At 42.5% G+C, this 12,704-nt stretch carries 12 protein-coding genes; 8 read left to right on the top strand and 4 right to left on the bottom strand.

The genetic code is table 11. The features are described 5' to 3' along the window. The first annotated feature begins 380 nt into the window (after positions 1–380). Positions 381–2,027, top strand: coding sequence for a gamma-glutamyltransferase (gene ggt, locus OKW21_RS15820; protein WP_277480825.1), 1,647 nt, complete (start codon positions 381–383; stop codon positions 2,025–2,027). 80 nt (positions 2,028–2,107) lie between these two features. Here ggt and OKW21_RS15815 read toward each other — a convergent pair whose 3' ends face one another. Beyond that, complete coding sequence (locus OKW21_RS15815) at positions 2,108–2,536, bottom strand: hypothetical protein (protein WP_277480822.1); 429 nt, start codon at positions 2,534–2,536, stop codon at positions 2,108–2,110. A 538-nt stretch (positions 2,537–3,074) separates the two neighbouring features. On the opposite strand from OKW21_RS15815, the gene OKW21_RS15810 reads away from it, so the two are divergent. The 4 genes from OKW21_RS15810 to OKW21_RS15795 all read left to right on the top strand — a co-directional run bounded on the left by OKW21_RS15810 (position 3,075) and on the right by OKW21_RS15795 (position 6,820). Then, positions 3,075–3,227, top strand: coding sequence for a hypothetical protein (locus OKW21_RS15810; protein WP_277480820.1), 153 nt, complete (start codon positions 3,075–3,077; stop codon positions 3,225–3,227). 182 nt (positions 3,228–3,409) lie between these two features. Continuing rightward, the gene (locus OKW21_RS15805; protein WP_277480817.1) at positions 3,410–4,600 is read left to right on the top strand and encodes a GAF domain-containing sensor histidine kinase; all 1,191 of its coding nucleotides are present in this window, start codon (positions 3,410–3,412) and stop codon (positions 4,598–4,600) included. 168 nt (positions 4,601–4,768) lie between these two features. Next, positions 4,769–5,080, top strand: a complete 312-nt coding sequence (locus tag OKW21_RS15800; protein ID WP_277480814.1) for a Cif family virulence factor — start codon at positions 4,769–4,771, stop codon at positions 5,078–5,080. A gap of 474 nt (positions 5,081–5,554) precedes the next feature. After that, on the top strand, positions 5,555–6,820 hold the full coding sequence (locus OKW21_RS15795) for an MFS transporter (RefSeq protein ID WP_277480812.1): 1,266 nt from the start codon (positions 5,555–5,557) through the stop codon (positions 6,818–6,820). A gap of 46 nt (positions 6,821–6,866) precedes the next feature. On the opposite strand, the gene OKW21_RS15790 is transcribed toward OKW21_RS15795, so the two are convergent. Continuing rightward, on the bottom strand, positions 6,867–7,565 hold the full coding sequence (locus OKW21_RS15790; protein WP_277480809.1) for a porin family protein: 699 nt from the start codon (positions 7,563–7,565) through the stop codon (positions 6,867–6,869). A 187-nt stretch (positions 7,566–7,752) separates the two neighbouring features. On the opposite strand from OKW21_RS15790, the gene OKW21_RS15785 reads away from it, so the two are divergent. Next, positions 7,753–8,127, top strand: coding sequence for a hypothetical protein (locus tag OKW21_RS15785; RefSeq protein WP_277480806.1), 375 nt, complete (start codon positions 7,753–7,755; stop codon positions 8,125–8,127). Positions 8,128–8,173: 46 nt separating this feature from the next. Here the strand turns inward: OKW21_RS15785 and OKW21_RS15780 are convergent, their stop codons facing one another. Next, entirely contained in the window at positions 8,174–9,337 is a 1,164-nt protein-coding gene (locus OKW21_RS15780) for an MFS transporter (RefSeq protein WP_277480804.1), read from the bottom strand. A gap of 238 nt (positions 9,338–9,575) precedes the next feature. On the opposite strand from OKW21_RS15780, the gene OKW21_RS15775 reads away from it, so the two are divergent. Both OKW21_RS15775 and OKW21_RS15770 read left to right on the top strand, forming a co-directional pair. Beyond that, the gene (locus OKW21_RS15775) at positions 9,576–9,998 is read left to right on the top strand and encodes a hypothetical protein (protein WP_277480801.1); all 423 of its coding nucleotides are present in this window, start codon (positions 9,576–9,578) and stop codon (positions 9,996–9,998) included. Positions 9,999–10,000: 2 nt separating this feature from the next. After that, positions 10,001–10,474 carry a GNAT family N-acetyltransferase gene (locus tag OKW21_RS15770; protein ID WP_277480798.1) on the top strand — a complete coding sequence of 158 codons (474 nt, stop codon included), beginning with the start codon at positions 10,001–10,003 and terminating at the stop codon, positions 10,472–10,474. 268 nt (positions 10,475–10,742) lie between these two features. Here the strand turns inward: OKW21_RS15770 and OKW21_RS15765 are convergent, their stop codons facing one another. After that, the gene (locus tag OKW21_RS15765; RefSeq protein WP_277480795.1) at positions 10,743–12,692 is read right to left on the bottom strand and encodes a S9 family peptidase; all 1,950 of its coding nucleotides are present in this window, start codon (positions 12,690–12,692) and stop codon (positions 10,743–10,745) included. Positions 12,693–12,704: the final 12 nt, after the last annotated feature.

Genomic DNA, 12,704 nt, shown 5'->3' with positions numbered 1-12,704 from the left:
TGTAGTAAAAGTTTAACCTAAGTAATTAATACTTATTGTAATGTCTGATTCATTGAATTGCTCATTATTGGTTTTATACAGCTTTGTATTTCAAACAGGAAACTATTTGGTGCAGTAAAATCTTAGTAGAAAAGAGTTTTTAATGTTTTAAAATAAAATACTGAATTTTTTAACTTTATCTTTATGATAAATTTTAATATTGGGTATAATTGAAATAATATTCTTTGTATTAGTCTAAATTCATTATTTAACGCCTTTTTATGCTTTTTTTCTGCCAGCGTTTCGCCGCTATAATTGAATTCAGTTTAGTGATCATTTTTGGCTTTTTAACTTGCTCCTGTTCCAGCAGCGGAGCGGATAATGATGCAATGTTAAAAGAGTTGAAACTGCCAAAAAAAGAAAGTGAGGGTGTAGTAGCCCCCAATGGGATGGTAGTTTCAGCCCATCCTATTGCTACGCAAATTGGCTTAAATGTCCTTAAAAAAGGAGGAAACGCTTTTGATGCTGCCATAGCTGTAAAATACGCACTGGCAGTGGTATTACCGAAAGCAGGTAACATTGGCGGGGGAGGCTATATGGTCTATCGTACGGCTGAAGGAGAAAAAGGGGCTCTTGATTTTAGAGAAACTGCTCCTGCTCAGGCTTCCCGTGATATGTTTCTGGATGAAAATGACTCGGTCATGAACCAGCAGGCCCTTTACGGACATCTTGCCGCCTGCACACCCGGCACCGTAGATGGTATGGAGCAGATTCACCAGAAGTTTGCGACACTTCCATTTGCCGAGTTGATACAGCCAGCCATAGATGTAGCCGATAGCGGCTTTGCCGTGACAGCATACGATGCCTCTACCTTTAATGATGCGATGGATAGGTTCAAAGCATGGAATGATGCCGATATGATTTTGATCAAAGACAGTTTGTGGAAGCAGGGGGATAGACTGGTACAGAAAGATCTGGCTGCTACGCTCAGCAGGATCCGTGATCAGGGAAGGAAAGGCTTTTATGAGGGAGAAACTGCAAAACTAATTGTTGATGAAATGCAGGAAGGGAGAGGGATTATCTCCCTGGAAGACCTGAGAAACTATCAATCAGTATGGAGAGAACCCATTCAGGGAGTGTACAGAGATAGCTTTAACATCATTTCTATGCCACCTTCCAGCAGCGGTGGCATCATCATCGTGCAATTGCTTAAAGGCTCAAATGATTACGAGCTAAAAAGCTTAGGCCATAATACTTCTGAAAGTATTCACCTTATGACAGAACTGCAAAGAAGGTCCTATGCCGACCGGGCAGAGCATATGGGTGACCTTGCCTACTATGATGTGCCTATGGATATGCTGCTGGACGAAGCGTATATACGTGAGCGTAATGCCAGTATTGATATGAACAAAGCTACAGCTTCAGAAGAGATCAAAGCGGGTGAGGTAGATCGGATAGAAAGCCTGGAAACCACACATTTCTCCATCGTAGATAAGGAGGGAAACGCCGTTTCTATTACAACCACACTGGTGGCCTATTTTGGCAATAAAGTGATGGTAGATGGTGCGGGCTTTTTCCTGAACAATGAGATGAACAACTTCAGCCTGAAACCAGGTTTTCCTAATATTTTTGGACTAATAGGTGGAGAAGCCAATTCCATAGCGCCCGGCAAGCGTATGCTGTCCAGCATGAGCCCAACCATTGTAGAAAAAAATGGAGACTTGTTTATGGTACTGGGCACCCCCGGTGGTTCTACCATCATCAATGTGATTTACCAGAATATAATCAATGTGATTGACTATGGTATGACGATGCAGGAAGCCGTAAACGCTAAAAAAACGCATTCACAGTGGCTGCCCGATCGCATCGTGGTAGAAGAAGGTGCCATTGACAGCCTAATAGCCGATCAGCTTAAAGCAAAAGGGCACGACTTACGGTTTTTTGAACAGTTGGGTAGGACTGAAGCCATATTGGTGCGACCCGATGGCAGCCTTGAGGGAGCCGCTGATGTGACCCGTACCGGTGATGCCAAAGCATTGGGATATTGATGCAGGAAATCTAAGTTACAAAAGGTGAAATGCAAATCATTCGCAAGCTGAACGCGTAGAGCTTATGTATATTCACTTACCTAGGCTTTGAGCTTAAGCAGTCGCATCCCCTTAACCGGTCCGTAAGGACTGATGGTTTTGCTCATGATTTGTTTGATGTCTGTTGTTTTTTTAGCGCGGTATAATCCGACTTCATTGTCAAAAAATTCTTTTTCTAAATGACTGTATCGGTAGCCCATTGTATGGGTATCGGTCCAGAATATGGCAACATGTGGCGTATTCTGCTTGGTAATGTTGATCACATCGTCAACAGAAGTAATCACTCTATCCCCACCAATATCCTGTAAGTCTACCAATCCTGATTGACTAACTGGATCATGGTCAAATCTACGCAACATAGACATTTGGGCATTCATCGTATGATCTGTCAGGCCAATCTCACCATAGCTCTTTAATCCGCGATTGTATTTAAGTGTTTTTTTGCCCAATTCAGTGATATACAGGTACAAATTCCCACTTCACCATTTTGACTGAAATTATTTTTCATTGGGAAAATCAAATCGGCTGCCATCTTTTTATATTTTAAGGTGAACCAAAAGTCAAAGGAAATTACATATGACCAAACCTATATTGTTGCCCGATTTTAACTGTCCATACCTAAGCATTGCGTAAAAACAATATTGTAATCCCTGTAGTCAACAACTATTTAAGCCTGTAAGATGGCATCAAGTTCTCATTGAGGAAATCTATATAATTATATCATTATTATTAAGATATAAAATATATATGTTTTCATGGCATCTGATGAAGCCTGATCATGATATCATAAGAAAGGCTGGCAAGACAGATCTACTGATGCCCGGACCTAGTTTTAGACTTTGTAATCACTTGGGTTGTTGATCTTAGCCGTAGCGGTGATGCTAAAGCAATGAGGTGTTGAATGGCTCTTTAATATTCATAGGCTACCTCATAATGCAGGCTATACGCTCAATTACATCTGAAAGTAAAAGCTCATGTACAGGCTTGAAAATCATAGTCCCTGACTGAATGAACAAACTCATTCCCTTTCATCTAATAGAGATTATTGACTTTGATCACATCAATATTTTTATCCAGTACTTTTTCCAGCAGTTCAACGATGGAGTGACAGGAAACGGATGCCATTCTCTACATCATGCCGGTGCCGGCAGAGATCGGTAAAAACGTTTCATAAAAGCCCTCACGCCTGATTGAAAAATATTTGTAACCAGTGATAAGCACCAGAAAATGATGTGAGGGAGTTAGGTACGGTGAAGAAAAAAAATGACTTGCCCTGAATTTTTTATAGCCGTTCTTGTTTATATATTCCAATTATAAATTAACCCGATCAAAATTACTGTTCTGTGCCTAAAGACCCAGTAGATTTTCAGGCTGAAATTGATGCCGTCAGTCGTATTTCAATCGTGCCCACCTTATTAGATGTCTTATGCAAAACCACAGGAATGAGTTTTGCTGCCATAGCCCGCGTTACTGAGAGCAGATGGGTTACCTGTAGTGTGCTAGACAAGATTCCTTTTGGACTCAAGCCCGGTGATGAGTTAAAAATAGAAACTACCTTCTGCGATGTAGTGCGTCAACACGATAAACCTGTGGTTATTAACCACGTGGATCAGGACGAGAAATACAATTGTCATCCTATACCAGCGATGTATGGCTTTCAGAGCTATATCTCAGTGCCTATCTATCGTAAAGATGGTAGCTTCTTTGGCACGCTTTGCTCTTTGGATACCAAACCTGCCACTGTAAATACCCCGGAAGTTATTGGGATGTTTAATTTGTATGCTGATCTTATTTCTTTTCATCTAAATGCTGTTGATCAACTGGATAATACTGAATTGCAGCTCAGAGAGGAGCGTGAAATGGCTGAACTCAGAGAGCAGTTTATTGCCATATTAGGCCATGACCTTCGCAATCCGGTAGCTACCACAAAAGCAAGCACCGAACTCCTACTGGAAATGCCTTTAGACAAGAGCGCTAAGCGCATAGTAGAAGTTATCCAGACCACAAACTTCAGGATGGAGGGGCTGATAAATAACATTTTGGATTTTGCCAGAGGACGCCTGGGAGGAGGTATCAGCCTCAAACCTGCTGAACATCAGGATACCCTGGAAAAAAGTCTGCTTCAGGTGATTACCGAAATGCGTACATTGTCCGCCGAGCAGCATATTGAAAGCCAGATTGAGTTAAAGAGAACTGTACATGCAGATGCCGACCGTATTGCTCAACTGTTCTCCAACCTGCTGGGCAATGCCATTATGCATGGGGGAAAAAACAAGCCTGTTAAGGTGTATGCCAGCAGTGATGAGGATAAATTTGTGCTTTCGGTAACGAATCAGGGAAAGAAAATTCCAGATGCTGCCATGGCAAAGCTCTTTCACCCATTCTCACGAGGTGAAGTAAAGCCGGGAAAAAAGGGCTTGGGACTCGGGCTCTATATTGCATCTGAAATTGCACGCGCACATCAGGGGAAGCTCCTTGTCAAATCCAATGACGAAGAAACCTGCTTCACCTTTGAGATGCCCATGAACTTATGATTGTTTTTAGCAGTCTTAAGGAGGAGAGCTGAAAGTAAGCAGAGAGGAAGAAAGTAGAATTAGAGAGGATAAGGTTAGATGATCTGATATTATCTCAATAATCAGGTGGATGGTATCACCTTCGCATAAGTCAAGTATGTAAAAGTTGAGGAATTAAATCCTGAGAATATGGTTATTTCAATCTTTTTGCTTTTAATGTTTGTATCCATCCCTTGTTTCAGTCAATATAATCCTGGTGGAGCTCCTTTAGCAGATGAAGCACAAATCAGGCAAAGCATTAGTAACTGGGATATTGCCTGGGAAAAAAAAGATGTATCGTTGGCAATTCAGGATTATGCGGAAGAGTTAAATTGGACAAATGTTTTTGGTGACAGAGTGCAGAGCAGGCAGGAGTTGGAAGATGTACTGAGTACCATATTCAGTATGGGTTTTGTGATGTCCGGAAAAAATAATTATGGCCCCCTGAGATTACTTATCTGAATGATGAGTTTGCATTGGCTAGACCTACCAATATTAGAAAAAGTCAGAAATGGCCTGATGGCAGAGCCATGGAAGATAGAGAAAATCATCATCTCCGGGTATATAAAAAGGAAAATGATAAATGGCTAATCATTCACCATATGATCAGTCAGGCACATAATAAAGAAAAGAAATGACTAACTCGCGCGTATCTGAGTGCAGGGGAAAGTAGTGCAAGTTCTTTAGTAACATATGCTATCTTCTAATTCTCGTCAGCAAAGGCATTATCTCAAATTCTGGTGACTATTTATAAACGGGTGAAACTGGAAGTTATCAATGGGGTAAAGCCCCTTTTTTTCAGAAGGTCATATTCAAAAATTACATATCACATCAGTAGTTTTTATTTGATATACGAAAGTTTTGTACTGCGTAAAGCTCAGACTTTAAACCGCATATCAGGGTGACTGCCTTAAAATTTACTATCTTGAGCGCTCAATGGCCTCAAAAACCCTAAACAAACTTCATCACTACTTATATATCATCGGACTTATCCTTGCCGGGGAAAGCATTTATCTGATTCCTTACCTGCGTAAAACCTTTCAGACAAGCATGGAAGTTGTTTTTGGCATCACTAGCACGCAGGTAGGTTGGTTAAGCACCTTGTTCGGCATTATGGCCGTGCTCTCTTACTTTCCCAGCGGTTGGCTGGCCGATCGTTTCTCGGCAAGGCGTTTGTTAACCTTCTCTTTACTGGCTACGGGTGCGGGAGGCTTTTTTATGTTCACCATTCCTTCATATCCGATGCTTTTAGTACTGCATGCGTTTTGGGGAATTACTTCCATTCTTACCTTTTGGGCTGCACTGATCAAAGCCACCAGAAGTTGGGGCAATCCGGGAAATCAAGGCATAAGTTTTGGTTTACTTGATGGTGGAAGGGGAATGGTTGCCGCCCTTCTGGCATCTATCGCAACAGCCGCTTATGCTATAGGAGCTCATGTGCAGGAGAGCCTGAGCAGTGTATTGCTCATATATTCCCTGGCTCCGTTTATTACTGGTATCATCATCTGGTTTGTGATTCCGGAAGAGCACTACAGCTCAAGCCCGCAACAGCTTGAACAACTTGGTACAGACAGGAAAGAGGGAGTCGTAAAGGCGCTGAAAATGCCACAGGTTTGGTTGCTGGCTGTGATCATCTTTTGTGCTTATATGATGTATGTAGGGGGATTTGATTTTCCCGCATATGCAGAAAAAGCATACGGTCAAAGCAAAACGTTTGGTGCTTTCTTAGGTACAGTTCGTGACTGGATGCGTCCTATTGCTGCGATTAGCTGTGGCTTTCTGGCCGACCGCTTTAGCAGCTCCCGGGTGATCAGTGCTTCGTTTGTTGTCCTGATCATTACTTTCCTTACGCTTTGTCTGATTCCTCCCACTGCCAACCTGATCTGGCTTTTATGGGTACAGGTAATTCTTGCCTCGCTGGGAGCTTTCGCACTTAGAGGAGTCTATTTCGCAATTATGCAGGAAACGGGCATTCCCATCTCACTGACCGGTATCACTGTGGGTTTTGTTTCGTTTATAGGCTTTACTCCTGACACTTTTCAGCACACCCTATCCGGCTGGCTGGTAGATAGTTTTCCAGACATCATGGGATATCGCTATTATTTTGGTATGCTGGCGTTTGTCGCATTGATAGGACTGCTTACTTCAATGTATATTTCCAGACATCATTTTTCCAAAAGCAGAAGTACTGTATCCCAATAATAGAGTACTTAACTGAAAGAAGACCTATACAATTGGTGGATGATTATCATTTAAAAGTATAGCCCGCCGATAAGCGGATTGTACGCACATAGGTGTCCAACTCCTTATAGCTGTCAACTGATAAAAGGCCAAATTCACCACTTAAATTAATGTTGAACCCTTCCTCAAACTCATAGCCTAAGCCAAGCACAAGTCCGGCATCCAGTTCACTGATGTCATTAGAAGTGTCTTCATCATCAATGAGGAGCTCGTTGTCAATAGAGAGACTATATGTACTGCCGAGCTGATAAGAAAGCTGTGGTCCGAGGAATAAGTTAAACCCTTCAGCTACATAAAGTCTCATGAGAATGGGGATATCAATATAATTTGAAACGATAGTTCCTTTGGCAAAGCTACTTCCTCCAAGGTCTAATGAAGTTCCGGTTCCTTTTTGGCTAAACATAATAGCCGGTTCAAGGGCAAACAATTCAGCGAGGCGCACATTAAAATATATACCGAGGTGAAAGCCAGTTGTAGCTTCCCATGCATCGGGATAAATCCTTTGCCTGTTGAGTTCTACATAGGGGAAATCATTGGTCCAGCTATTGAGATTGGCTCCTGCCCGTAACCCTACCCTGGAATCAGGAAAATTCTGGGCCTGCACTTTCGTTGCTAATGTGAGTAGTAGGAATGCACAGAAAATAGCTGTTACTGTTTTCCACAAATTTTCTGATGAGGAGATGAGGATCAAATGAATGGTTTTCATAGTGTGATTGGTCTTGACCAACGGTCAGTGAAGGAAACTAATTTATTTGTTACCCTTGGTTGCAGAGAAGTAGCAAAGGTTACCCTCTGCTTGATCCTTTTGGGGTGAGTGCTTAGTTTCATTAACCTCAAAGCCTAAAGAAGTATAGCTTAATGTGGAATAGATTTTTAGCCCTCCACCCAATCATATGGGGCAGGAAGTGATCAATGATACGATTCAGGTAAGCTTTAACCCTTACTACTACTATTACTTTGAAGTAACAGTTTTTAGAAGAGATGAGGGTAAATTCACAGCATATGACTGGCGTAAGGAGCGGTGTACGGCTCCTTTAGGAGGCCGTGTTTCTCCATTGAAAGAAGATTTAACGAATGGAAAACCTTTGGAAGGTGTGCTCCAGTACGGATTTAAGCCAGCCGAAATACAAAGCTTTTTCCGTAACGATACGGTAAAGCTTGCTGTCATGATCAGGGATAGAGCACTTAATGAAAGCAATAGCATCCTGAGTCGCGCTTTTACCCTTCAGGAAGAAGGGGTAGTTTATGTAGAAGATCAGGACCTCTGATAAGTTAAGGTAATAAGAACACCAATCTTATCATATACTTTTTCATTTAGCGCCTATTCAGGAAAAAGAGAATGAGTAGAAACATGAGGATGGCAAAGGCAGCGCCTGCATAATACACATACACAATGCCCAGCCAACCGAAAAAGAATGCCATAACTACCGGTCCCAGCGTCTGTCCGGCCCTTAACACCATGCCGTTGATAGACATAAAAGCCGCACGATTCTCTATAGGAGCATAGCCGGTCAGCAAAGTCATAAAACTGGGCAGGTTTATTCCTTGCGCTACTCCGAAGATCATGACCGGGAGCAGCAGTAACCATAGAGTAGGCATCAGGGGGATAAGTACTAATGCTATCGCATACAAAATAAAGGCTAGCAGCATAAGCTTTCGTATGCTAAACAGCTCACTCAACCTCCCTGCCTGTGAGGAAGTAAATGCTGTGGTCAGGGACATAGATGACATAAGCACGCCAATCTCAAGAGAAGAAGCTTCAAAAGACTGATCGGTGAGAAAAGGAAAATACGTGATCACTGCGCCATAGAGCATAATGAAGGTGATGATGCTTACTGTAAATAACACATAGACCGGCACCTGGTTGATTGCGCGCCAGGTATTGCCCAGATACTCTTTGAAGTTGATATCATTCTCCGGTTCAGGATTATCAAGCTTATACAGTACGATCAGTCCGACAGGTATGGAAAGCAGCGGCAGGAGGAAGATGTAGTTCCATCCCAATAAAGCAACTGCTCCACCGATGGCAGGATACATAGCCGTACCCATGCTTAGTACACTGGCATTAAAACCCATCGCAGTAGCCCTTTCTTTGCCTTCATAAAGGTCGCCGATCAGGGTTACATTTAGAGAACCCAGGGCAGCAGCGCCGATGCCCTGCAGTGTCCTTAATAGAAGCAAGGTCTGAAAGCTTTCGGGAAAGAAACAGGCGGCTCCGGCTACACCAAAGAGCAGGAGGGAGGGGACTAAAATTTTTTTTCTGCCATAGCGGTCGGCCAGCACCCCCAGTATTGGAGTAAGGATCACGCCGGGTACGGTAAATACAGTGATTAGTAGCCCGACTTGCTGGGCAGAGACATTGAGCACTTTTTCTATCTGGGGGAAAGCAGGAGCAATGCTGGAAACGCCCATTACTGCCATTAAAGTGATACTGAAAATGATTCTCAGATTAGTTTGTTTCAGAAGTGTGCGGGTCACAGCTATATGTAATTCTTTTTTTGATCAATGTTTAACGGACAACCCATGCTTAACTAAGCAGAGGTCAAAAAGATTAAGGTAGTCCTTTGATTTTTGGATATGCAGAAGATATAAATGCATTTGGATGCACCAGAAACACGTGAGAACTCACACCATCAGGTTGAAAGTGTTATTGCCTTTTGTAACTTAAGCTTATCGTCAGTATGATCACCACAAAGCATCATTAAATACAATTTGAATGAATACCAAACTGTTGATGACTACGTCTGCTATTCTCTTAGCTTTATCAGGTATAGTATTTACTTTTCTGCCTGATGAAGTCATTGTTAGTTTAGGGTTGGAAGTAAATAATACGCTTATTCTGCTCTTGCAGACCATAGGAGCGATGTATTTTGCTTTTGGAATGCTGAACTGGATGACAAAGTCCAGCCTGATTGGAGGTATTTATAACCGTCCAATCGCTCTGGCGAATTTCATACATTTTATGATTGCCGGCATTGCACTTACAAAAAGCCTTTTCTCCAATGTAGAAAGCGCTACTGTAATTAGGGTTGCAGGAATTGTGTATATTTTGTTTGCAGTACTTTTTGGAATCATTCTGTTCAGGCATCCTATTGCCCAAGCTAAAGCACAGCATGCTGAAATCCATCATACTAAATAATCATGAAGAGCGCCAATACAAAAGTAAGAGTAGAAAAGCTTGAAATTGATGACCTGGACCGATTCGTGGAAGTTATCAAACTATTTGAAGAGGTCTTTGAAATGCGAAACTTCAGCATGCCTTCCTCTCAGCATCTGCTTAAGCTACTGAGCAAGACTGACTTTTTTGTGTTCGCGGCATTTTCGGAGAATAGGGTAGTCGGAGCCTTGACAGCCTATGTACTTGAGCAATATTATGCAGAGCGGCCTCTGGCATATATTTATGATCTGGGGGTAGCTATACATTTCCAAAGGCAGGGAATTGGCAAAAGACTGATTGCTGAGATGAATAGCTTCTGTCAGGAAAGCGGATTTGAAGAAGTATTTGTACAGGCCGAACAGGAAGATGAACATGCGGTAGAATTTTATCGCTCTACTAAACCTACAAAGGAAGAATTGGCGATTCATTTTTCTTACATGCTTGACAAAAAGAAATGATTGAGAAGTTAGTAAGCTAAGGATAAGGATGTTTGATATTAAAGCATATTCATGATCATCGTATTTGAACTCATCCTCCAAGTCCTTGTCTGGTTTTTCATAGAAATCATATTTGTGAAAGTCATTAAATCACTGTGGAGGCTCATTGAAAAGGCGTATGAATTTGTCAAGTATCTCCGAAAGGGAGAAACTGTAAAGCGGTGGTGAATGCATGAAAACAAAAAAGCCACCCTCACCTAGAGTGGCTATTCATTTTGATAAATGTTCTTTATAAACTGGCCTCTACTGGCTCTTCCTCCTTAAGGTATTGATTCAGGAATTCCAATATAGCCTGATATCCTTCAATTTGATTGTCTTTTTTCAGGAACCCATGCCCCTCGTCTTCAAATATTACATACTCTACTGGCACATCATTGGCTTCTACCTTTTCTACAATCTCATCAGATTCAACTTTGAGTACACGAGGATCATTGGCGCCCTGTAATACCAGCAGGGGCTTTGTGATCTGGTCTGCAAAGAAAAGAGGGGACTTGTTGTACAACATAGCTGAGTCTGTCTCAGGATTACCCATCTCATTATATAAAGATTCACGGGCAGCGCCCCACCAGGGCGGAATGCTCTTGAGGGTGCGTAGCCAGTTGGAAACACCAAAGATATCTACGCCAACGTCAAAGACTTCAGGTTCAAATGCCAATGCTGCCAGCGTCATGTAGCCGCCGTAGCTACCCCCCATAATTCCAATTTTGGTAGAGTCAATCATATCCAGGCTAGTCAGGTACGCTTTTCCTTCCACCACATCCTGCAAGTCATCCTGACCGTGGCGCTGGTCGTCGGCCGAAAAAAAAGTTTTACCGTAGCCGGAAGAACCGCGGTTATTTACGGCAAAAATCGCGTAACCATGATTTACCAGATACTGAATGAGCGCACTATAGCCTAAGCGGGATTGACCACCGGGACCGCCATGTATCCAGAGCATAGCCGGGGCTTTTTCCCCTTCAGCTATTACTTTAGGTTTGTAAAGAATGGCAGGAATTTCCATGCCGTCAAAGGAGGTATAGCGCACCACTTCTCCTTCTACCAGATCGGCCTCATCTATCTCAGGATTCATGGTATCGGTAAGCTGCGTATACTCACCGGTTTCAAAATTATATACATAAAGATTGTTAGGAGAGGTAGAACTGTTGACATAAAAGGCCATCAGCTTTTCGCTGTCCGATATATTGACAGAAGTGATTTCTGCGTCAGGCATTTCCGGCAGACTCACCTGCTCACCACTTGTTTCGTCATAAACTTTGATTTCTGTACGAGCATCATTGTTGATACCTACTACTCTGTATTTTCCATTCTCAGACAAATATGCGTACATGATGTCCCAGGGTGCTTCTTCCACTTTGGTAATTTCACCGCTACCAAGATCATAACTGCTCAGATAAGTAAACTCACTGTCTTTGTCTGATAAGAAGAACAGTTTGCTGCCATCCTTGCTAAAGTACTGTGGACTGTAAGCTACTTCATCTTCACCGTCGTTGAGCATGGTAGTTTCACCTGTTTCCAGGTTTTGCAGATACATGTTTACCTTCTGGCGGGTAATACTTTCGGTCAGTGCCATGTACTTCCTATCTTCTGATATAGGTCCGGGATAAAAACGGCCGTCATTTTCAAACAACATTTTTGGCTGATAAGCAGCTACGCTATTCTCCACATCATCAATCTGATCAATGCTAAGTTCGTAGACATCAAAGGCCTGGGGATTGCGACTGTTGGAAGCATAGTAAAGACTCTGATTATCCGATGCCCAGCCCATAAACTGAGCTTTGGCAGTAGAGTCAGGCGTAAGATCAGTGATCTCTCCATTCAGGTTCTTTACAAAAAGGTGGTTGATCTCATTACCTCCTTTGTCACTGGAAAAAAGAATACGCTCATCTTCGGGAAAGTAAGAGTAGGCAAATACTGACTCACTGTCAGAATCAGTCAGCTGAGTTGCTTCGCCGCCGTTGACAGGTATTTCATAAGCATTGTAAATGCCGGTTTTCTTACTGGAGTACATCACCTTACTTTCATCCGGTGAGAATGCACTACCTCCGATTTGCTCAGTGTTCATAAACTGCTCAATGGTGTAGGTTTCTATCTCATTTTCTTCTTCAGCCATGTCTGCCGGTCTGTCACAGGCATAAACAAGCAGGAGCAGCAGTAAGCAGGAAAGTTGGGTAGTTCTCATAATGCTCAAGTT

This window comes from Catalinimonas alkaloidigena, assembly GCF_029504655.1.
Taxonomy (GTDB): Bacteria; Bacteroidota; Bacteroidia; order Cytophagales; family Cyclobacteriaceae; genus Catalinimonas; species Catalinimonas alkaloidigena.
The sequence above is the reverse complement of the archived record's forward strand: the minus strand, read 5'-3'. Positions and strand labels throughout refer to the sequence as shown.

Excerpts from the sequence above, each read along its gene's own strand:
- OKW21_RS15785 (WP_277480806.1), top strand. The coding sequence starts at position 7,753 with ATGGGGCAGGAAGTGATCAATGATACGATTCAGGTAAGCTTTAACCCT.
- OKW21_RS15810 (WP_277480820.1), top strand. The coding sequence starts at position 3,075 with ATGAACAAACTCATTCCCTTTCATCTAATAGAGATTATTGACTTTGAT.
- OKW21_RS15765 (WP_277480795.1), bottom strand. The coding sequence starts at position 12,692 with ATGAGAACTACCCAACTTTCCTGCTTACTGCTGCTCCTGCTTGTTTAT.
- OKW21_RS15770 (WP_277480798.1), top strand. The coding sequence starts at position 10,001 with ATGAAGAGCGCCAATACAAAAGTAAGAGTAGAAAAGCTTGAAATTGAT.
- OKW21_RS15790 (WP_277480809.1), bottom strand. The coding sequence starts at position 7,565 with ATGAAAACCATTCATTTGATCCTCATCTCCTCATCAGAAAATTTGTGG.
- OKW21_RS15800 (WP_277480814.1), top strand. The coding sequence starts at position 4,769 with ATGGTTATTTCAATCTTTTTGCTTTTAATGTTTGTATCCATCCCTTGT.
- OKW21_RS15795 (WP_277480812.1), top strand. The coding sequence starts at position 5,555 with ATGGCCTCAAAAACCCTAAACAAACTTCATCACTACTTATATATCATC.
- OKW21_RS15775 (WP_277480801.1), top strand. The coding sequence starts at position 9,576 with ATGAATACCAAACTGTTGATGACTACGTCTGCTATTCTCTTAGCTTTA.